The sequence below is a fragment of the Methylophaga sp. UBA2513 genome, assembly GCF_002341285.1.
Lineage (GTDB): Bacteria > Pseudomonadota > Gammaproteobacteria > Nitrosococcales > Methylophagaceae > Methylophaga > Methylophaga marina.
On sequence record NZ_DDNT01000001.1, the window covers coordinates 65,887 to 85,520 of the forward strand.

A 19,634-nucleotide genomic window follows, 5' to 3' on the forward strand; every position below is an offset into this window, starting at 1 on the left:
ATGTGAATTAGACTAGCCATGTGCTCACAGGCAAGGTATATATGAGTGAAAGATATCTCATGAGCGATAATATAAATGAATAGATATTATGGCAGATAATACACAGCCCGCATTGCACAGACTCATCACCAAGCGCTACATGCTGGCTGTTGTGCTTATTGCCATACTGTCCAGTTTCGCTGCCTACACATTAAAATCTGCCATATCCGATGTCGATAATACGGCCTATGTCGTCAATATCTCAGGCAGTCAACGCATGTTGAGTCAACATATTGCACTCGACATCCATCGTTTATATCAACAACGCTTCATAACAAACTCAGAGCAAGACACCACCGAGGATGCCTTAACTCAGCATATAAACAAGATGGGTGAGGCTAATCAGCAACTTGCCTCAGGCCAACTGAAAAATAATAAAACACTCGAACAGTCAGCAGCTATCCGACACCTCTATTTTGGCGATATCAACCTGTATGACAGAGTCAAGCAATACCTGAATACAGCCACACAGCTTATCGATACTTATGACGAACAAACCTTTCAGACATTGATGAATCAAATCGACAATGTCTCCGAAAATTTACTCATTGATTTAGATAAGGCTGTCAATCAATATCAGTTCGAAGGTGATGAAAGGCTCCGTATCATCAAGAACCTGGAAGTTGGACTCTGGTTAATTACCCTACTCACCCTTGTCCTTGAAGTGATTTTTATCTTTAGACCGATGGCAAAAGAAGTCATCAAATCACGTGAAGCTGAACAGCGCCTGCTGAACAGTCTTGAAGAACAGGTCGAATTACGCACGTACAAACTGGAAGCAGCTAATAAAAAACTCAAAGATCTCGCCAGTAAAGATCCACTGACTAATCTAAATAATCGACTCACATTAGAGTTCGAAATAGAAGCCTTAATAAAAGGCTTTCATGCACACCAGTGTCCTTTTGGTATCGCGCTTATTGATATCGACTTTTTCAAAAAGATTAATGATGCCTATGGGCATTTAGCAGGGGATCATGTCTTAAAAGAGTTTGCAGAGATTTTACAATCCCAAGGGCGTGATAGCGACAAAGCTTATCGAGTAGGTGGTGAGGAGTTTGTCGTTATATTAAACCGGCTACCATCTGAAAGAGCACAAGAAATCATACAAGAGTTAATCAACCAAACCCGGTCACATCACTTTAACTTCGAAGGTCAACATATCAACGCCACAATCAGCGCAGGTCTATACCACACGGATCTGTTCCCCATTGCCAACACAAGAGATTTATTTTGTGTTATCGATAAAGCATTGTACGAATCGAAAGCCAATGGCAGAGACAAACTCACTCTAGCCGTGCCTATTTAGAATAACAGGCATAAAAAAAGCGCTTAAAAGCGCCTGATACTGATTTGTTTGTGTGAGCTTGAAAATGGAGGTGGGGTCTCAATCCAATTATTACTTGAAATGCGCAAAAATAAAGGCATTGAATAATTCATTTTTTTGAGTTGGCACTATAGTTGGCACCAAATAATAACTGCTTAGCGAATCAGGTTTACTCAGGTTTCATTATTTCTAAACATGCTCATATTGCGTTCAGAAAAACATCTATCATATTGATTGCCATAAGCTTTCCTGTTCACTTTTGCGCTCAATTTTGGCAATAAAAAACACTCGGTAAACATCGACTAAATCAAAGCTTAGCTTGCGTGCTTTCTAGCCACCAGCCAGTTTTATTTTCCGATAAGCCATTGGATCAATATTGAGCTTTTGTGCATGTCTCATGCTCGGATTAATTTTGACCTGTTGAGACGGATTTAGCCTCAATTACCTTGACCTGCACTAGACAGATTTAGCCGACAAATACGCGCGCGTGGGCTCTCTATCTATGTTTAGACGGATAATTACTTTTTTACCGTCAAGGTTATATTGAGTTAGCGTTTTTTACAGGCTAATTGACAGGGAATTTTCCTCGCGTAGTGACTACCATAAAACCTTGCTCGCGTGATGATGTCAGAAAAACCTTGTCAAAAAAACTAAGTATCAATTCAGAGTATTTTGATCTTGGCCTGTCGTTGGTAAAGAAACTACTATGCTTTCTAATTACCCCTTGCCCTAATCTTGACCTTTTACTGGGTTTAAAAGCATTTGAGGCCACTCGCATTTCCTGACCATAAAACATGCTTAAACAAACAATAAAAATGCATAGGTAGTGGTATATGTAGGTGTGGTGCAAAATCGACACCGCCACCCTTTTTGTAAGTGACTGATTTTATTGTGCCAATGGTGCATATTCGACACCGTCAAATTCATTTTTAAAATCGACGGTATCGTTTTTGCACCGTCAAACGCCTCGACGGTGTCGTTTTTGCACCGGTTAATCTGTTAATCATGGTTCTTTTTTTCCCATGTATTAGCTGGTGGTCGATCATTAAACGGTAACCATTCGAGCCGCCAGCCTCTTGTCCTGCTTCCTGTTCTACTGCTAAACCAAAACTCATTCTGACAAGATATAAAGCCTTTATCCTCAAGCTCTTTAAATGACCTGATAGCTGTTTTCTTTGAGCAAGGTATTTTCTCTGCTGCTTCTCTTACACCGTAGTCAACTAACCTGTCAGACTTCCAGTGTATTTGTAACAGCATCATTAATACTTTAGCTTGTGGTGATAGTGATAAGTACGTATCAGACTTTAGAAGATACGTACTCATCACCAATGCACCGCCTCGCTTATCAAAAGGCTGTTTAAAGCGATTTCGCCCCGCCATTAACTAGCCTGTTTTTCAGCATAGGAACGTTTCAGGAAAGCAAGAACGCCCGTTAATTGCTCAATGGGTAGCGTTGGTAAAATGTCTGGGTTTAAACCTATACCTGGCATTTTTAAAGCTAACTCTTGAGCCTGAATGACTAATCTTTGCCACACTACAAATTGATATGTATTATCGATCTGGCTCATATAGCAATGCCCTTTCCGTTAGTTTGGTCGCTGGTGGTTGGGGCTTTTTTTATGACATTACCGAATAGTACATATTTTGCTTCTCGATGCTTTGTACCCGCGTTATCGGTGGTTTTAGTCCAATGAGTTACTATCCTGTGACCTTGCTCTCGAAGTTCAAGCACGCGCGCTGCTGGGGACATAATCCCCAACACTTCACGAGCATAGATAGTTGTGATTGAGCCATTGCTTTGTAGGTAATTGAGAATAGCAGCTCTTTGGCTTGCTCTGGATATATCTGGTCTTTTCATTAGGCCACCTCCCCATTGCGAGAAAGCTCGATACGTTCATTTAGCCATTGATCAACCTCTGACTTGATCCAGCCACTTGAACGTTCGCCTAATTTAATCGGTTTTGGAAAGGTGCCACTTGCAGCACCACGATAGATTGATGAACCACTAAGACCAGAGATTAGTTTTACTTCAGATAGTTTTATGATTTGCTGTGTCATGTTTTGCCCTCCTAAGGGACGTTGTTAAACATGACAATTCATTATTCACACATCATTATTTATCGCAACAAGTTATAAAAAATGCTGACAGTTGTGTTTGATTGTGACAATTTGTGATGATTTGTGATGATTTGTGGGTATGAAAAATAAATATTTGTCGCTTCAAAAGCTAGGTATATCAATACTTCCGCAACATTCTCGTAGTCTTACAACCCCCACCTTTATCTTTGACATAAAAGCCTATCGCCTAGTCGCTTTGATTACTGTTTCGTTCAAAAAAAACCAAGCCAGGCTAGTGAATGAGGCCAGCTTTTCACCCCGTCGGGCTAGGCTTGGTAAATTAAAACTTTAGTCTGTTTATGGCTCGGCCAGATACAGAATAAGGCTGGCTGAAGGTTTATAGCGTAGTACTTCCCTCAATCTTAATCTGGCATCTAGCTTGTTATAGAAACGAGTACTCGCCAGCCTTCTGTATCTGACACCGTCAATTACATCAGTTGTGATGACGTAATAGCCAGAACCATTGTCTTCATATGTCCCAACTTCAAATATTGGTTTGCAAAAGCTTGCAGAATTTGTGGCTGTGTAAGTCATTGTTGCCTCCTTAGGTAATTGATTGTGATGATTTTCTATTTAAATCTCGCTCGACTTCCAAGCCTTAATTACACGCCCGAAAACTCTCAAACTCATATCAGGAGTGATATACCAAGTGTAATAGTCTGGGTTAGATGAGAGTACCGCGAAGCCTTCTGGAACACGCTGTAGTCGCTTTACAAAACGATCACTCCCAACTTGAAACACATATATACCATCACCAACATAATTATTAACATTCATGTCCACCAACAAAGGATCACCATGATTAAAATCGGCACTCATTGAATCACCTTCACCGCTTAGCCATGCCATACCTTCAGCATTATCATCTGCTGTTTGAGTTAAAATAAGATCAGTCATGAATTAAAGCTCCTTACTAGCTTTGTTTTTGATTAGTCGGGGCTGGTGGTAGGACACCTTTCCCGACGCTTTTGCAATCCATTGCTCTATTTCTCCATATTTAGAAACTTACACTTCTATTTCTAAAATAAATCACCCGATAGGGGGATAATTACGCTTTTCTGATCGGGATAACATCTGCACCAGCCACCAGCCCGTCAAGATAATCAGCCCATGATTGCATCATCTTTTTACGCTCTGGCAGATACTCAGCGTAGTTGTAAGCCGCTCTCACGCCATCACGCTCACTATGGGCAAGCTGCCTCTCAATCGCGTCTCTATTCCAGCCCTGCTCGTTAAGAATTGTTGAGGCCATGCTTCTAAAGCCGTGACCTGTCATTTCTTCTTTGGTATAGCCTAAGCGACGCAAAGCACCGTTAATGGTGTTATCGCTCATCGGTCTTGTTTTGGTTCGATTAGATGGGAAAAGATACTGTCCTGAGCCTGTGAGGGGCTTTAGCTCGTTTAAGATAGCGATTGCTTGCTTGGATAACGGCACAATGTGCAGTACACGCATTTTCATTTTGTGTGCAGGTATACGCCATTCAGCATTGTCTAAATCAAACTCTGACCATTCAGCACTTCGTAGCTCTTTTGGGCGTACAAAAACCAAAGGGGCAAAGCGCAAGGCACATGCAGTAATAAAATAGCCTGAGTAGCCGTTGATGGCTCTTAATAGTTCGCCTATCTGCTTAGGCTCAGTTAATGAGGCATGATGTTTGGTTCTTACAGGTGGGAGCGATCCTTTCAAATCAAGTGAAGGGTCACGCTCTGCTCGACCTGTAGCAATGGCATATCGGAAAACCTGCCCGCACTGCTGCATTGTTCTGTGAGCAGTATCAAGTGCGCCTCGACTTTCTACACGTCTAACAACCGCCAGCAGTTCTGAGGCTTTAATGTCATTTATGTTGTTGGCACCAAGCCAGGGAAAAACATTTTTCTCGAATCGGGTAATGGTTCGTTCGGCATGGTCTTCAGACCAATTAGGCTTGAATTTGCTATGCCATTCTCTGGCTATTGCTTCAAAGCTGTTCTGATCGCCTTTAGACTGTTTTTCAGCCTTTCTTACTGTGGCAGGGTCAATACCCTCGGCTATGAGCTTTCGGAGATCGTCACGGCTGTTTCTGGCCTCTTTGAGACCAATATCAGGATAGACACCAAGAGAGAGTCTTTTTTGCTTGTTATCGAAACGGTACTTAAATCGCCACCACTTACCACCTTTAGGTGACACCTCCAATGACAAGCCTTTTTCATCAGCTACGGCATAGAGTTTATCTTTTGGCTTAAGTGATTTTATCTTCACATCGGTCAACATGGTGCCAACTCCATTTCTGAAAGTTCAGTTGGCACTATTGTTGGCACCAGTAAGTGGTACATGTCAAGATTCTTTTTGGGATGTAATGAAGCAACGCAAAAGCGAAATATCGCGTTTTTATTGGCTTTTAGGGTTGTTATGGGATGGTGTGAAATTGAAAAATGGAGGCTGGGGTCGGAATCGAACCGGCGTTAACGGAGTTGCAGTCCGCTGCATGACCACTCTGCCACCCAGCCATTTTTCATTGAGTCTAAGACTAAAAAGCCGCGATAGTGACTTGACTGACCGCGGCTTTTTATATTCTTGGAGCGGGAAACGAGATTCGAACTCGCGACCCCAACCTTGGCAAGGTTGTGCTCTACCAGCTGAGCTATTCCCGCTGAGGAAGACGTGCATTATAGGCACTTAAATTTTTATGTCAACCCTTATTTCGCATCATTGGCCAAGCCGCTAAAAGATAGTAGTACATTGACTGAATCGTTAACCACGCTGCCGCATACAGGAGTGCTACACCAATTTCAAAAACTGGTAATCCAAATAAGGGCTTATAGTAAATCAGGCAGGCAATGGCCAGCATCTGGAAGGTGGTTTTCCACTTACCCATTTGAGATACCTTAACGGCATTTCTCTGTCCTAATTCGGCCATCCATTCGCGTAATGCGGAAACAATTAATTCACGAGCGATGATTAATGTCACAGGTATCAGGATGTACCAGACAGGACTTTTAAACAGGACCATAATCAACGCCATCACCACAATCAGTTTATCGGCGACCGGGTCGAGAAAGGCACCAAACGCCGAGGTTTGTTCCCACTTTCTTGCGAGATAACCATCCAGCCAGTCAGTAAACGCGGCAATGACAAATATCAAAGCAGCCCAGACTGATGCTGAAGGCATAGGTAAAAAATAGAACAGAATCAGAATAGGAACTAACAGAATCCGTAAGCAGCTTAAAATATTTGGTAAATTCAACATCTTGTGTCACTTAAAATTAAAATCATGTTTATGGTATCACTATGCGTGCTTAATGATCGCCATGAAAGACATCATAGATTTTTTGAGCAAGGGATTTACTGATACCGTCCACCTTGGCTAAATCTTCCACACCAGCTCGTTGCACTTCCTGAAGTCCACCAAACTGTTGTAACAGCTTTTGTCTGCGTTTAGGCCCTAAGCCTTCAATATGCTCAAGTGTGGATGTTTTACGTGCCTTAGCGCGTCGCTGTCGGTGACCCGTAATCGCAAAGCGATGAGCTTCATCCCGCACTTGTTGCAATAAATGCAGTGCCGGCGAATCGGCTGTCAGCGTGACTTCTCCTTCTCTACCCACCAGGAATAATGTTTCCTCACCTGGTCGGCGTTCTGGCCCTTTTGCGATACCTAATATAGGTAAATCAGATAAATTGAGTTCTTCGAGCACTTCTTGTGCTTCTTTGATTTGACCTTTACCACCATCTATTAATAAGAGATCAGGCCGCTTACCTTCGCCTTTCTGCAAACGCGTGAAACGGCGTGTTAATGCCTGATTCATCGCTGCGTAATCATCGCCACCGGTAATACCCTCGATATTAAACTTGCGATAATCCGCCTTAATCGCGCCTTCCAGCCCAAACACCACACATGAAGCAACAGTTCGTTCACCGCGAGTATGACTAATATCAAAACACTCGATACGTTTGGGTAATTCATCCAGGCTTAACGCATCCTGCAACATCTCAAATCGCTGTAGTAAATTGGAACGGCTACTTAACCGTTGAGTCAGGCTGATATCCGCATTGGTAGAGGCCATCTGCATCCAGCGAACGCCCTGACCTCGTTGAGGTTTTCTTAGGCTGACCTTGTGACCAGATTCAGTTTGCAGCACATCCTGAATTAAATCTCTGTCTTCTGGCTCATGGCTAAGTAAGATTTCTGTGGGCACATTTTTGCCCAGATAATACTGAGGAACGAAAGCCGATAATAATTCCTCAGGGCTGCTGTCACCTGAGCCTTTTGGAAAATAACTTTTACTACCGAGGTTACGTCCACCACGGATAAAACAGACTTCAACCACAGCCATGCCATCTTTGACAATCGCTGCCAACACATCAAACTCACCTTGGTCTGAGCTGACGTATTGGCGTTCCTGTACCCGACGTAGTGCAATCACTTTATCGCGAATAGCCGCAGCCTGTTCAAAGTCGAGCCGTTGTGATGCTGCATCCATTTCGGCACTCAGATCATCCATGACCTGTTTGTTTTTGCCTTCCAAAAACATAATCGTGTGTTCGACATCTTTTTTATATTCTTCTTCACTGATCAGACCAACACAGGGTGCTGTACAGCGTTTAATCTGATATTGCAGGCATGGGCGCGAGCGGTTTTGATAATAACTGTCTTCGCATTGTCTGACAGGAAAGAGTTTTTGCAGCAAGTTGAGACTATCCCTTACAGCCCCGGCACTGGGATATGGGCCGAAATAACGCCCTGCTTTGCGTTTAGCACCGCGGTGATAGCTTAACCGGGGAAATTTATCGCCTGATATTAATAAATAAGGATAGCTTTTATCATCACGCAGCAGAATGTTGTAACGTGGCATTAATACCTTAATTAAATTGTTTTCAAGGATTAATGCTTCGTTTTCAGTGTGGGTGACGGTAGTTTCAATGGATGCGATCTGAGCGACCATGACACGTGTTTTGGCTGTTAAACCGGTTTTGCGAAAATAACTGGAAACACGTTTCTTAAGGTTTTTGGCCTTACCAACATAAATCACCGTTCCGGTGTCATCGATCATGCGATACACACCGGGCCGGCTAGTCAGGTTTTTTAGGAAGGAGGCTGAATCAAATTCGCTCGTTTTTGTTTGCTTAACTGCTTCAGCCATGTCTCATTTCAAGTGTGGTCGTTTTGTTTGGGTGCGTACTGTCGTTGGTAACATTTATGTGCCTGATAAAAGCTGTTGGCTGATAAGCCAAGCAAAATAAAGCCACCGATTAACGCTGGGACGTCAGTGTAAAAAAAATAAAACATCGCTAAAGCTGCTATTAACTCAGCACTGCCTATCGTTTTTAACAGTACGACATTTTCAATTCGTTTCATTATTATTCTCCCGCACCTTTGCAAGTTTATTCAAGCATATAATCACTTATAAATTATAAGGGATAATGTGCCTTATTCAGCTCTTTGTGACAAGACTTCTTCGTTTTATGTGAAAATAGACGTTTTTGTAACGAATCAGTCTAGTGAATCATACTCAGCCTAATCTGCTCAATCCCAAGCTACCATCATCTAATAAAGAAGCCTTTTATGCAGGCCAGCTTTATGGAAGCGCACAAGGTCTTTTATTAGCGAAAGCAGCGCAGCGACATGATGGTCCGCTGCTAGTCATTACCGATGACATGAATACCGCACATCGTCTGGAATTAGAAGCAAAATTTTTCTTAGGGGAAGATAAAAGGCCTGTTTTACATTTTCCAGATTGGGAAACGCTACCTTACGATACCTTTTCTCCGCATCAGGATATCGTTTCAGAACGATTAGAAACACTGCATCAGTTACCCGACTTTAAACAAGGTCTGCTGATGGTGCCCATAGCGACATTGATGCAACGTATTGCGCCCCGTGCATTCCTCGAAGGCAACACGCTGATTCTGAAAACGGGCGATCAATTCGATATTGAAAGCTGGCGTTTAAAACTCGAAAAAGCCGGTTATCGTAACGTTTCTCAAGTCATGGAGCATGGGGAATTTACGGTACGAGGTGCCATCATTGATTTGTATCCCATGGGGAGCAAACTCCCTTATCGTATAGATCTGTTTGATGATGAAATTGATACTCTAAGAACCTTTGATCCGGAAACACAGCGTTCGATAGATACTATCGATAACATTCAGCTATTGCCCGCACGTGAATTCCCGATGACCGAAGACGGTATTCAGTTATTTCGGCAACAATTCCGCCGGCATTTCGAGGGCGATCCCCAACGTAGTTTTATTTATCGTGAAATCAGTGATGGCAATGTGCCAGGTGGTATCGAGTTTTACCTGCCTTTATTTTTTGAAAAAACTAACAGCCTGCTCGACTACCTTCCGGATAACACCTTAATTGTTAGTATTGCAGACCCACATGTCGGTGCTGACCGATACTGGCAGGAAATCAGCGAGCGCTATCGTCAGCATCGTGTGAATCCAGAACGACCGCTGCTCGAGCCTCAACATGTATTCATTACAGTTGAAGAATTATTCAGCTCTTTCAAGGCCTATCAACGTCTTCATTTGCAAAGCTTTGAGCATCAGGACAAAGCAGGTCATATCAATTATGGTTCAGGCATGCCGCCACAACTGACGATGAATGCGCGTAAGGACAAACCTTGTGAGGCGTTACAACAATTTATTGGTCAGTTCGATGGACGAATATTATTTGCCGCAGAGAGTGCCGGGCGTCGTGAAACATTACTGGATATGCTGCGACAGCACGATATCAAATGTCAGCCTGTCAGTAACTGGGATGCGTTTATCCAAGGTGATGACAACTTAGCCATGACCGTCGCTCCGCTGGAGCAAGGTTTATTGCTAGGTCATGAAAACCTGGCTGTTATTGCTGAAACACAGCTGTTTGGCCAGCAGGTCATGCAGCGTCGACGTCGTAGTCGTAAAAAGCGTGATACCGATGCCATTATCCGTAATCTGGCCGAACTCTCTATCGGTGATGCTGTTGTCCATGAAGATCATGGGGTAGGTCGGTACCTTGGTCTGCAAACATTGGATATTGGTGATGTCACCGCTGAATATGTGACTTTGGAATATGCCAAAGGCGATAAGCTTTATGTACCTGTCGCTTCTCTGGATTTAATCAGTCGTTATTCTGGCGCGGCACCTGAATTAGCCCCATTACACAAACTTGGCACAGGTCAATGGGAAAAAGCCCGTAAACGTGCAGCAGAAAAAGCACGGGATGTGGCAGCAGAACTACTTGATATCTACGCTCGTCGTGCTGCGAATAAAAAACAGCCCATGGGTATGCCAGATGAAGACTATGCGGCTTTCGCTGCGGCCTTCCCCTTCGAGCCAACGCCTGATCAACAAGATGCCATTGATGCCGTTATCAAAGACATGTTGTCGGAACAACCTATGGACAGGCTGGTATGTGGTGACGTGGGCTTTGGCAAAACAGAAGTCGCTATGCGAGCCGCGTTTATGGCCGTACATTCCGGTAAACAGGTTATGGTGTTGGTACCCACTACCTTGCTTGCACAACAACATTATGAAAACTTTAAAGATCGCTTTGCTGACTGGCCGGTGAAAGTCGAAGTGTTATCGCGTTTCCAGTCAAAAAAATCCTTGGATAAAGTCAAAGCCGGTATCAGTGAAGGTAACGCTGACATCATTATCGGTACTCACAAATTACTTCAGCAAGATATTGATCCCAAACGTCTGGGCCTGTTTATTTTGGATGAAGAACACCGATTTGGTGTCACTCAGAAAGAGCAGATAAAAAAATACCGTGCTCATATAGACGTACTGACGCTGACGGCAACACCAATACCACGCACTTTAAATATGTCGATTTCCGGTATTCGTGATTTGTCGATTATTGCCACAGCACCGGCACGCCGTTTAGCGATAAAAACGTTTGTTTTACAATGGGATGCAGAGAAAATTCGCGAAGGTATGCTGCGTGAAATCAAACGTGGTGGTCAGGTTTATTTCCTTCACAACAAAGTCGAAGATATCGATCGCGTCGCCCGTGAAATTGAAGCCATTCTGCCAGAGGCCAAAGTGGCCGTCGCTCATGGACAAATGCGTGAGCGTGAATTAGAACAGGTCATGCTCGACTTTTATCATCAACGCTTTAATGTGTTGGTTTGTACCACCATCATCGAAACGGGCATTGACGTCCCAACCGCCAATACTATTTTTATCGATCGTGCAGATAAGCTTGGTCTGGCTCAGTTGTACCAAATCCGTGGCCGTGTTGGTCGTTCACATCATCGGGCCTATGCTTATCTCATCACACCGCCACAAAAAGCCATGACGAAAGACGCGGTGAAACGTCTGGAAGCCATCGAGTCTATTGAAGACTTAGGCGCAGGCTTTACTTTAGCAACTCATGATATGGAAATCCGTGGGGCTGGCGAGTTATTAGGTGACGAGCAAAGCGGCCAAATGCAGGAAATTGGTTTTAATCTGTACAACGAGTTATTAGAACGTGCTGTCAGAGCATTGAAATCGGGTAAAGAACCCAGTCTGAATCAATCAGACCGCCACTTTGTTGAAATCGATTTACACGTTCCTGCTCTTATTCCTTCTGACTATTTACCTGATGTGCATACACGTTTGGTTTTGTATAAACGTATCTCTGCAGCGGCTGATAATGAGGCATTGCATGAGCTACAGGTCGAAATGATTGATCGTTTTGGCTTGTTACCGGATCAGGTCAAAACCTTGTTTGCTGTTCATGAGCTTCGTTTTAAAGCGAAACAAATTGGTATTCGAAAAATTGATGTCTATGACCAAGGCGGGCGTTTATTATTTGAAGAGTCGCCCAATGTGGATCCGATGACTATTATTAATCTCATTCAAAAACAGCCTAAAAAATTCAAATTAGATGGTCAGGACAAATTGCGCTTTGTTGAAGACATGCCAGAAGCTGATGATCGCATTGTTGCTCTCGATAGCTTATTAGATGCCTTATTGACTAAAAGCGCATGACCATTCAACACGATCGTAATTTCGATGACTTATTCGATAGGTTTGAAAGTAAAATCTACGAAACCGTTAAAGGCGAATGGCGGTTACGTTTATTAAAAGAAGACCTGGCAAGGTTCGCTGCCGCATCGCCCATGAATGTGTGGGATGCAGGCTGTGGCCAGGGGCAAATCAGTCTCTGGCTGGCAGAGCATGCTCACCAACTGACGCTGTGTGATCTGTCAGAAAAGATGCTTAATACGGCTAAAACTCATTTTGAACAGGCCAATATCAAAGCCACGTTTTATCATGAGTCAGCACAAAGTCTCGCTAAACAGCTACCACAATTTGATTTAGTGTTGTGTCATGCTGTGCTGGAGTGGTTAAGCGAACCACTTGCATCGCTCAAGACAATCATGGACAAAGTCAGGCCTGGTGGCTATTTATCCCTGCTGTTCTACAACAGAAATGCCATGGTCTACAGCAATGTTTTAAAAGGCGGCTGGAGATTACCCCCCATACTTAATGATAGTTACATTGGTAAAGGTAATAAATTAACGCCGCCAAACCCACAGTTTCCACACATTATTCTTGATGAAATGCGCCATGCTGGGTTTTCCATTGAGAAACATACAGGGATTCGAGTGTTTAATGACTACATGAGCCAACAAGCCAGAGACAACAGTGATGAGTCCGTATTGTTCGAGCTAGAGCATCAATATTGTCGCATGCCGGTTTATCGTGATATGGGCCGATACATTCATTTATTAGCGAAACGTGAAAATACATAAGAATTTTTAATACGCTGCTTATCAAGCGTATTGTCTCTGCTACAATAGCCGCTATTTTTTAGTGAATCCAATCAATTATCCTTACAAGGTTATTATGTCTAAACTATTAGTTCTGATTGCTTCTTCTACTGTATTTTTAAGCGCCTGTATTCAACAGGGTCCACAAACACCTCCTGTCTCATCTACTGAGTTAGCTCAATCTCTGCAAGAGACCGAATCTCGCCTCATTCAACAAATTCAGCAGCAATGTGAAAGTTTGAACAAGCAAGAGACAGTACAAGCTGATGAACTGCAAAAGATCAGCAAAGCACAACGTCAGTTTGATGGACGTTTTGATGTGATTGAAGGCAAACTGGATACTGTCATCGTCAAACAACACAAAGGTGATGCTGCTCCCCCACTTTGCCCCAAACCTGCTGCGGTAAATACAAACAATATCGGTAATAAACTAGTAGTCGGTAAAACAGAATGGCTGTGGATTGAGGCTATCAATCGTGTTTACGAGGCTCGTGTCGATACCGGCGCTACCACATCATCTATCAGTGCGCTGGATATCACTCCCTTTGAGAAAGATGGCAAGAACTGGGTACGTTTCCGTTTAGCACCAGATGATGGTGACGATAGCTTTGAAATTGAAGCTCCCTTAGTGCGTTACGTCAAAATCCGTCAGGCCTCGACAGATACACTCGACAAACGTCCAGTAGCCTCACTAACTGTACGCTTGGGTAAGATGACCGAAGTAGCTGAATTTACCTTAAATGACCGCACCCATATGACCTACCCTATCCTGCTGGGACGTGAGTTCTTACGTGATGTAGCTGTGGTAGATGTGGCAAAAGACAATAATCAACCCAAACCTGAAATTGTTAAAAACCAGCCGCAAGCACCTTCAGTCAGTAAAAGTAAGAAGAAATAAGGAAACCAGGCCATGACATCTCGTAAAGCGTTTTATTTGATAGTGGGCTTACTGATTGTCACAGGCCTGGGATTAACATTACATAGACATTACACCTTTGATATTCCTTGGCTTCCGGGGGAGCAGCGTCAAACCTGGTCTATCGAAGCCAAGGTTGAGTTTGATGCACAAGATAAAGAAGTGCTGGCATCACTTGCCATACCTGGAACACAACCCGGCTTTACGCAACTGAGCCAACAAACTGCCAGCCCGGGCTATGGTTTGTCTTACACTAAACGTGAAAACGGCGGTCAGCGCGCCGAATGGTCAATCCGGCAAGCTACAGGCGAACAAGCCCTCTATTACAAAGTGGATATGTTGTTAGACCCTTACGCTGTTCCGCCAGAACCCAGCCAGCCACCGGCGTTAAAAGTCAGCATAGAAAAAGAGCCTTACGCGACATCCGCTAATCAACTCCTTGATCGAGCACAAGAGCGTTCCTCCACGCCATACACTCTTGCTAGAGAATTGATTCAGGAGTTTAAAAATCAATCACAAAACGCTGAACTCTTAGCTCAGTTGAAACCGCAAACGCAGTGGATTGTTCAATTACTGCAACAAGCTGGTGTACCTGCTCGCCAAGTACATGCACTATTTCTTGAAGACGGTCGTCGCAGACAAGAGTTAGTCACCTATATTCAGGTATTTGATGACAGTGACTATCAATTGTTCAACCCGGAAACAGGTGAGCAAGGCAGGCCTGAAAATGTCTTACTCTGGGAATATCATTCAGGACCCGTTCTTGAACTGATTGGCGGAACCAATTCACACGTTACTTTCTCTATGATTCAGCAAGAGCTCCCGTTTGGTGTCGCTTTGAATCAGAAGTTTGCTGATGAAGCTTTGATAAATTTTTCACTCTACACTCTACCACTTGAGGAACAAGCACTATTTAAAGGTATTTTATTAATACCTGTTGGTGTTTTAGTGGTGGTCTTAATGCGAATTCTGGTGGGCTTAAAGACATCCGGTACGTTTATGCCGGTTTTGATTGCCTTGGCCTTCATTCAAACAAGCTTGGTAACGGGCTTAGTCGGTTTCTTACTCATCGTGGGTACAGGCTTGTTGATTCGCTCTTATCTTTCCTATCTCAACCTGCTGCTCGTCGCCCGAATATCCGCGGTTATCATCATGGTGATAGGTATCATTGCAATATTCTCCATTCTTGCCTATAAGCTTGGTTTAACAGAAGGTATGAAAGTGACGTTCTTTCCGATGATCATTCTGGCATGGACCATTGAACGGATGTCAGTTTTATGGGAAGAAGAAGGTCCACATCAGGTAGTTATTCAAGGTGGTGGCTCTCTGTTAGTAGCTGTACTAGCCTACTTAGCAATGAATAACGAATTAATTCGTCATTTGACCTTCAATTTCCTCGGCATCCAGCTGATTTTAATGGGACTGGTATTGATGGCAGGTAATTACACCGGTTATCGCTTGCTCGAATTAAAACGCTTTAAACCTTTAACCGAGGATCACCTATGAGCCTGAATGTGCTGAATTGGCTGAAAGAGGTCAAGTCTCGGTACGTTCACCCAAACAAGCTAGCCAAGATTGGTGTGCTTGGTATGAACGAACGAAATATTGCTTACATAAGCCGTTACAACCCAAGACGTCTCTACCCGCTTGTTGATGATAAATTACAAACAAAAGAAATCGTTCTGGAAGCGGGGGTTAATGCGCCAGACCTGATAGGCACTATCACTGAACAACACCAGGTCGATGACCTGCTTGATATTATTAAAAATACTGCAGGTTTTTGTATTAAACCGGCACATGGTTCAGGTGGTAAAGGTATTTTGGTGGTGACGGGGTCAGATGATTTCGGGTACCACAAAGCAAATGGGCAAATTCTTAAGCTCGCTGATCTTGAGCGACATGTTTCTAATATCCTGGCGGGCCTATTTTCGCTGGGTGGTCGAACTGATGTCGCCATCATTGAAGCGCTGATTCAGTTCGATGATTGCTTTAATGGATATACATTTGAAGGTGTACCTGACACACGGGTGATTGTCTTCAAAGGTTTTCCTGTGATGGCAATGATGCGCTTATCCACATCTGACTCTAACGGTAAGGCGAACCTTCATCAGGGTGCCGTCGGTGTGGGTTTGGATATTGGTAATGGTAGTGCGGTGCGTGCTGTTCAATTTGACCGCCCCGTTATGCTGCATCCTGACACAGGTAGAAACCTGCTTGATCTTCAGGTGCCACATTGGGATCAATTACTGCACCTGGCTGCATCCTGTTATGAAATGTCGGGCCTGGGTTATTTAGGTACTGATATCGTTTTGGATAGTAAAAAAGGCCCTATGCTACTTGAACTAAACGCCCGTCCTGGTTTGAGTATACAAGTGGCTAATGGTGTGGGTTTACTGCCACGGCTCAAGAAAATTGAATCTTTAACCAATGTGAAGAAAATGACGCTTGAACAACGTATCGCGTTTTCAAAAGAGCATTTTTCACGTCGATCATAATCAACAATTGTTTTACACTGCTGGGACATTCATGCGTTTGCTATAGGAGAGACTTATGTCATCGGTCAATAAAAGCAGTAGTCTGATTCTTGGTGTCGCTTTATTTCTCGGTCTTAGTACCCTGGGTTGGTTTCTATCTAATGCTGCAATCGAATATAAAGAATACGAACGAACAGTTACAGTAAAAGGGCTAGCTGAACAAGAGTTCACTGCAGATATCGTCATCTGGCCAATCCAGTTCACTCTGGCAAGTAATAATTTACAAGGCTTATACAATGATGTTGATAGCAATACCAACACCATTATTTCGTTTCTGACCCAACAAGGTATAAAACGTGATGATGTCACCATCAGCGCGCCAGCCATCACCGACAAATCTGCACAGCAATATGGTGGCAATCAACGTGCTGAATTTCGATATACGGCTGTACAGACCGTTACTGTATATTCAGAGGCCATTGACACCGTCAGAGAAGTGATGGGGCAACTCTCTGAACTTGGCAAGCAAGGCATTGTGTTAACAGGCAATAATTACGCGGCTCAACCAGAGTATTTATTTACACGTCTTAATTCAATTAAGCCTCAGATGATTGAAGAAGCGACACGTAAAGCCCGTGAAGTAGCAGAAAAATTTGCTCAAGACTCAGACAGCACCTTGGGTAAAATTCGTAAGGCGCGCCAAGGCCAATTCAGCATCAGTTCACGCGACAACAATAATCCACAAATAAAAAAGGTACGCGTTGTTTCTACCATAGAGTATTACTTATCTGATTAATGTCAGAACACAATAAACGACACAAGGGCCGTGGCTCAGTAAATAACATCGATGGTCGTTTTAATGAGTTTCAACGCACTGAGGTTGATGATGGCTGGTTTCATAGTGAAGTCAGTCCTCTTTCGACAGAGGTAAGTGAAGAAACACCTCGTAAAATTATCAGTCGAAACCAATCACCTGATCTACCATTTCAGCAAACGATTAACCCTTACCGTGGCTGTGAGCATGGCTGCATTTATTGTTACGCCAGACCTACCCACGCTTATCTGGGATTGTCTCCAGGCTTGGATTTTGAAACAAAACTCACGGTCAAACCCAATGCTGCTGACTTACTTCGGCATGAGTTAATGGCAAAGAATTACCAGTGCTCAATACTATCTCTTGGCGCTAACACTGATCCTTATCAGCCAATAGAACGTGATCATAAACTCACACGACAGATACTCAAGGTGATGCTGGAATTTAGCCATCCAGTTAATATTGTCACAAAGTCATCTATGATAGAACGTGATATCGACATACTTAAACAACTTGCAGAAAAACAACTGGTACATGTGCAATTGTCTATCACGACCTTGGATAAAACACTTGCCAGAAAACTTGAGCCAAGAGCCAGCAGTGCACAAAGACGCCTGCAAACGATTAGCATATTAAAGGGTAATGGCATCCCTGTTTCTGTTCTGATTGCCCCTGTCATTCCTGTTCTTACAGATACAGAGTTAGAAGCGATTATTGATGCTTCTGCAAAAGCAGGCGCTAGCAATATTGACTATATTTTTGTGAGATTACCAAGAGAAGTCAGCCCCCTCTTCAATGATTGGTTACACAGTCATTATCCAGATAAGGCTGAACATGTTATGAATCGCATTAAAGATTCCAGGAATGGCAAAACCAATGACCCACGATTTGGTTTTAGACTTGAAGGTCAGGGGTTCTATGCGGATATGATCAAAAAACGATTCAACGTAGCGGTAAAAAAATACCCCATAAACCAATCTTCATTGGTTCTACGAACCGACTTATTTCACAAACCATCAAAGCAAATGGATTTGTTTTAGAAAAGAGCATCTTTATTAGACATAAAAAAGGGGAACCGAAGTTCCCCTTTCAATCTAACTAACAATTGTTAACTTGATTTTTGATTTCAAGTTTTATGCTGCTACTGCAGTTTTTCTACGCATGCCCAATAATCCTAATAAGGCTGGTGCGAATAAAAATAATGCAGCTGGTACAGGTACTGCAGATACTGATACATCATATTTCAAAATACTAGATGTAGCGTCGATAATATCAACAGCGTAGTACACACCAGCAGTTAAAAATGCTGTAAAGCTAAAGTCGCCAGTGATGTTGAAGTACTGTGTACTACCAGTGTAACCACCTGATGGACCTGTGATTTCACTGAATACAAGTACTGCACTATCAAGAGCAGTAAATGGGTTAAATGACCATTCAACCTTTACTGCAGTATCAGTGTCTGAGGTTAAATCGAAGCCTGAAGACCAACTGCTTGATTCACCTACAGTACCACCTGCTAAAACTGTACTGTTGTTGTTTACATCAACGCTTTGAGAAGCACCTGATGAACCAATTCCAGTCAAATTTAACGTAGCGGCATTAACACCAACCGAAAACAAAAGAGCTACAGCAAATAGCATCGCTTTTTTCATAATAAATTCCTATTTAATCTATGAAGCAATGCAACCCGGCCATCTCCAATTACATTAGAGATCCGTGGCTTTCCGACCCCGTCTCACGACGAGTTTGGCTTTATAAAAAACACATCACAAATAACTAATGATGTGACCATCTGAACTATTTCAGATGATTCGATGGTACAAATCACTGAATTTCAGAACCATACCAGTTAGTTAAATCTGGGATGTAACGCACAGCATTTGCTTGATCGCGTGATAATGATCACAAAAAAACTGTGAACTGGTTGTGAATTATTGCAAGAATTAACAATGAGACTTTCTATACACCGGGAATATGGAGTTGCATTATCAGCTTCATTGCGTTATCGCTAGATAGCAGCGAACGCATGTCACTTTACAAAAGTTAACTTTTGTAAAGAAAATACAAAACACGTTATTTTCTATCGCGTCTGGTTGGGTTAGAATTTCCTTGCTGGTAAAACCCAGCGCTCAATTTCAAAGCCAACCTTGGTGTGAGCCAAGCACGGAAAGCTACAGGTCTCAATTCTACTGATAAAAATGAGATGGCTGAGTTGCATTT

19 protein-coding genes, 2 tRNA genes and 2 riboswitches are annotated in these 19,634 nt (G+C 43.0%); of the genes, 8 read left to right on the forward strand and 13 right to left on the reverse strand.

What is annotated here, in order from left to right:
• Positions 1-88 precede the first annotated feature (88 nt).
• On the forward strand, positions 89-1,345 hold the full coding sequence (locus B3V56_RS00290) for a diguanylate cyclase (RefSeq protein ID WP_289283835.1): 1,257 nt from the start codon (positions 89-91) through the stop codon (positions 1,343-1,345).
• Positions 1,346-2,362: 1,017 nt separating this feature from the next.
• Here the strand turns inward: B3V56_RS00290 and B3V56_RS00295 are convergent.
• The 12 genes from B3V56_RS00295 to B3V56_RS00350 all read right to left on the reverse strand — a co-directional run bounded on the left by B3V56_RS00295 (position 2,363) and on the right by B3V56_RS00350 (position 8,814).
• Positions 2,363-2,743 (reverse strand): hypothetical protein, encoded by a 381-nt coding sequence (locus tag B3V56_RS00295; protein WP_289282534.1) that lies wholly within the window; start codon positions 2,741-2,743, stop codon positions 2,363-2,365.
• Positions 2,743-2,931 carry a hypothetical protein gene (locus tag B3V56_RS00300; protein ID WP_289282533.1) on the reverse strand — a complete coding sequence of 63 codons (189 nt, stop codon included), beginning with the start codon at positions 2,929-2,931 and terminating at the stop codon, positions 2,743-2,745. The genes B3V56_RS00295 and B3V56_RS00300 overlap by 1 nt, the downstream gene beginning before the upstream one ends.
• Positions 2,928-3,221: a helix-turn-helix domain-containing protein gene (locus B3V56_RS00305; RefSeq protein ID WP_289282532.1), complete on the reverse strand. Its 294-nt coding sequence runs from the start codon at positions 3,219-3,221 to the stop codon at positions 2,928-2,930. The genes B3V56_RS00300 and B3V56_RS00305 overlap by 4 nt, the downstream gene beginning before the upstream one ends.
• Positions 3,221-3,421 carry a helix-turn-helix transcriptional regulator gene (locus tag B3V56_RS00310; RefSeq protein ID WP_289282531.1) on the reverse strand — a complete coding sequence of 67 codons (201 nt, stop codon included), beginning with the start codon at positions 3,419-3,421 and terminating at the stop codon, positions 3,221-3,223. The genes B3V56_RS00305 and B3V56_RS00310 overlap by 1 nt, the downstream gene beginning before the upstream one ends.
• 357 nt (positions 3,422-3,778) lie before the next feature.
• The gene (locus tag B3V56_RS00315) at positions 3,779-4,015 is read right to left on the reverse strand and encodes a hypothetical protein (RefSeq protein WP_289283836.1); all 237 of its coding nucleotides are present in this window, start codon (positions 4,013-4,015) and stop codon (positions 3,779-3,781) included.
• Positions 4,016-4,054: 39 nt separating this feature from the next.
• The gene (locus B3V56_RS00320) at positions 4,055-4,378 is read right to left on the reverse strand and encodes a S24 family peptidase (protein WP_289283837.1); all 324 of its coding nucleotides are present in this window, start codon (positions 4,376-4,378) and stop codon (positions 4,055-4,057) included.
• Between the two features lie 151 nt (positions 4,379-4,529).
• Positions 4,530-5,732 (reverse strand): tyrosine-type recombinase/integrase, encoded by a 1,203-nt coding sequence (locus tag B3V56_RS00325; RefSeq protein ID WP_289282529.1) that lies wholly within the window; start codon positions 5,730-5,732, stop codon positions 4,530-4,532.
• Between the two features lie 162 nt (positions 5,733-5,894).
• Positions 5,895-5,968 (reverse strand) — tRNA-Cys (locus B3V56_RS00330).
• 68 nt (positions 5,969-6,036) lie between these two features.
• Positions 6,037-6,112, reverse strand: a tRNA-Gly gene (locus tag B3V56_RS00335).
• A gap of 38 nt (positions 6,113-6,150) precedes the next feature.
• The gene (gene pgsA / locus B3V56_RS00340; protein WP_289283838.1) at positions 6,151-6,708 is read right to left on the reverse strand and encodes a CDP-diacylglycerol--glycerol-3-phosphate 3-phosphatidyltransferase; all 558 of its coding nucleotides are present in this window, start codon (positions 6,706-6,708) and stop codon (positions 6,151-6,153) included.
• Between the two features lie 49 nt (positions 6,709-6,757).
• The gene (gene uvrC, locus B3V56_RS00345) at positions 6,758-8,599 is read right to left on the reverse strand and encodes an excinuclease ABC subunit UvrC (protein ID WP_289283839.1); all 1,842 of its coding nucleotides are present in this window, start codon (positions 8,597-8,599) and stop codon (positions 6,758-6,760) included.
• 8 nt (positions 8,600-8,607) lie between these two features.
• Positions 8,608-8,814 (reverse strand): hypothetical protein, encoded by a 207-nt coding sequence (locus B3V56_RS00350; protein WP_289243423.1) that lies wholly within the window; start codon positions 8,812-8,814, stop codon positions 8,608-8,610.
• 143 nt (positions 8,815-8,957) lie between these two features.
• Here B3V56_RS00350 and mfd point away from each other — a divergent pair, with 143 nt between their 5' ends.
• From mfd to B3V56_RS00385, 7 genes are all read left to right on the forward strand, one after another.
• A complete protein-coding gene (gene mfd, locus B3V56_RS00355; protein ID WP_289283840.1) occupies positions 8,958-12,425 on the forward strand; it encodes a transcription-repair coupling factor in 3,468 nt (1,155 codons plus the stop codon).
• Positions 12,422-13,192 (forward strand): methyltransferase domain-containing protein, encoded by a 771-nt coding sequence (locus tag B3V56_RS00360; protein ID WP_289283841.1) that lies wholly within the window; start codon positions 12,422-12,424, stop codon positions 13,190-13,192. Before mfd ends, B3V56_RS00360 begins: the two co-directional genes overlap by 4 nt.
• 94 nt (positions 13,193-13,286) lie before the next feature.
• Positions 13,287-14,108 (forward strand): ATP-dependent zinc protease, encoded by an 822-nt coding sequence (locus B3V56_RS00365; protein ID WP_286304203.1) that lies wholly within the window; start codon positions 13,287-13,289, stop codon positions 14,106-14,108.
• 12 nt (positions 14,109-14,120) lie between these two features.
• Positions 14,121-15,632: an inactive transglutaminase family protein gene (locus B3V56_RS00370; RefSeq protein WP_286304202.1), complete on the forward strand. Its 1,512-nt coding sequence runs from the start codon at positions 14,121-14,123 to the stop codon at positions 15,630-15,632.
• Positions 15,629-16,621: an alpha-L-glutamate ligase-like protein gene (locus tag B3V56_RS00375; RefSeq protein ID WP_289282560.1), complete on the forward strand. Its 993-nt coding sequence runs from the start codon at positions 15,629-15,631 to the stop codon at positions 16,619-16,621. Before B3V56_RS00370 ends, B3V56_RS00375 begins: the two co-directional genes overlap by 4 nt.
• A gap of 55 nt (positions 16,622-16,676) precedes the next feature.
• On the forward strand, positions 16,677-17,396 hold the full coding sequence (locus B3V56_RS00380; protein WP_286304201.1) for an SIMPL domain-containing protein: 720 nt from the start codon (positions 16,677-16,679) through the stop codon (positions 17,394-17,396).
• Entirely contained in the window at positions 17,396-18,454 is a 1,059-nt protein-coding gene (locus tag B3V56_RS00385) for a PA0069 family radical SAM protein (protein WP_289282561.1), read from the forward strand. The genes B3V56_RS00380 and B3V56_RS00385 overlap by 1 nt, the downstream gene beginning before the upstream one ends.
• Before the next feature lie 93 nt (positions 18,455-18,547).
• Here B3V56_RS00385 and B3V56_RS00390 read toward each other — a convergent pair whose 3' ends face one another.
• Positions 18,548-19,066 carry a hypothetical protein gene (locus B3V56_RS00390; RefSeq protein ID WP_286304199.1) on the reverse strand — a complete coding sequence of 173 codons (519 nt, stop codon included), beginning with the start codon at positions 19,064-19,066 and terminating at the stop codon, positions 18,548-18,550.
• A 26-nt stretch (positions 19,067-19,092) separates the two neighbouring features.
• Positions 19,093-19,175, reverse strand: a riboswitch (cyclic di-GMP riboswitch).
• Between the two features lie 369 nt (positions 19,176-19,544).
• A riboswitch (cyclic di-GMP riboswitch) is annotated at positions 19,545-19,634 on the forward strand.

What these genes read in the sequence shown, in the direction of transcription:
- B3V56_RS00390 (WP_286304199.1), bottom strand. Translation starts at nt 19,066, where the DNA reads ATGAAAAAAGCGATGCTATTTGCTGTAGCTCTTTTGTTTTCGGTTGGT.
- B3V56_RS00310 (WP_289282531.1), bottom strand. Translation starts at nt 3,421, where the DNA reads ATGACACAGCAAATCATAAAACTATCTGAAGTAAAACTAATCTCTGGT.
- B3V56_RS00350 (WP_289243423.1), bottom strand. Translation starts at nt 8,814, where the DNA reads ATGAAACGAATTGAAAATGTCGTACTGTTAAAAACGATAGGCAGTGCT.
- B3V56_RS00295 (WP_289282534.1), bottom strand. Translation starts at nt 2,743, where the DNA reads ATGGCGGGGCGAAATCGCTTTAAACAGCCTTTTGATAAGCGAGGCGGT.
- uvrC (WP_289283839.1), bottom strand. Translation starts at nt 8,599, where the DNA reads ATGGCTGAAGCAGTTAAGCAAACAAAAACGAGCGAATTTGATTCAGCC.
- B3V56_RS00375 (WP_289282560.1), top strand. Translation starts at nt 15,629, where the DNA reads ATGAGCCTGAATGTGCTGAATTGGCTGAAAGAGGTCAAGTCTCGGTAC.
- pgsA (WP_289283838.1), bottom strand. Translation starts at nt 6,708, where the DNA reads ATGTTGAATTTACCAAATATTTTAAGCTGCTTACGGATTCTGTTAGTT.
- B3V56_RS00365 (WP_286304203.1), top strand. Translation starts at nt 13,287, where the DNA reads ATGTCTAAACTATTAGTTCTGATTGCTTCTTCTACTGTATTTTTAAGC.
- B3V56_RS00305 (WP_289282532.1), bottom strand. Translation starts at nt 3,221, where the DNA reads ATGAAAAGACCAGATATATCCAGAGCAAGCCAAAGAGCTGCTATTCTC.
- B3V56_RS00315 (WP_289283836.1), bottom strand. Translation starts at nt 4,015, where the DNA reads ATGACTTACACAGCCACAAATTCTGCAAGCTTTTGCAAACCAATATTT.
- B3V56_RS00385 (WP_289282561.1), top strand. Translation starts at nt 17,396, where the DNA reads ATGTCAGAACACAATAAACGACACAAGGGCCGTGGCTCAGTAAATAAC.
- B3V56_RS00380 (WP_286304201.1), top strand. Translation starts at nt 16,677, where the DNA reads ATGTCATCGGTCAATAAAAGCAGTAGTCTGATTCTTGGTGTCGCTTTA.
- B3V56_RS00300 (WP_289282533.1), bottom strand. Translation starts at nt 2,931, where the DNA reads ATGAGCCAGATCGATAATACATATCAATTTGTAGTGTGGCAAAGATTA.
- B3V56_RS00290 (WP_289283835.1), top strand. Translation starts at nt 89, where the DNA reads ATGGCAGATAATACACAGCCCGCATTGCACAGACTCATCACCAAGCGC.
- B3V56_RS00320 (WP_289283837.1), bottom strand. Translation starts at nt 4,378, where the DNA reads ATGACTGATCTTATTTTAACTCAAACAGCAGATGATAATGCTGAAGGT.
- B3V56_RS00325 (WP_289282529.1), bottom strand. Translation starts at nt 5,732, where the DNA reads ATGTTGACCGATGTGAAGATAAAATCACTTAAGCCAAAAGATAAACTC.
- B3V56_RS00360 (WP_289283841.1), top strand. Translation starts at nt 12,422, where the DNA reads ATGACCATTCAACACGATCGTAATTTCGATGACTTATTCGATAGGTTT.
- B3V56_RS00370 (WP_286304202.1), top strand. Translation starts at nt 14,121, where the DNA reads ATGACATCTCGTAAAGCGTTTTATTTGATAGTGGGCTTACTGATTGTC.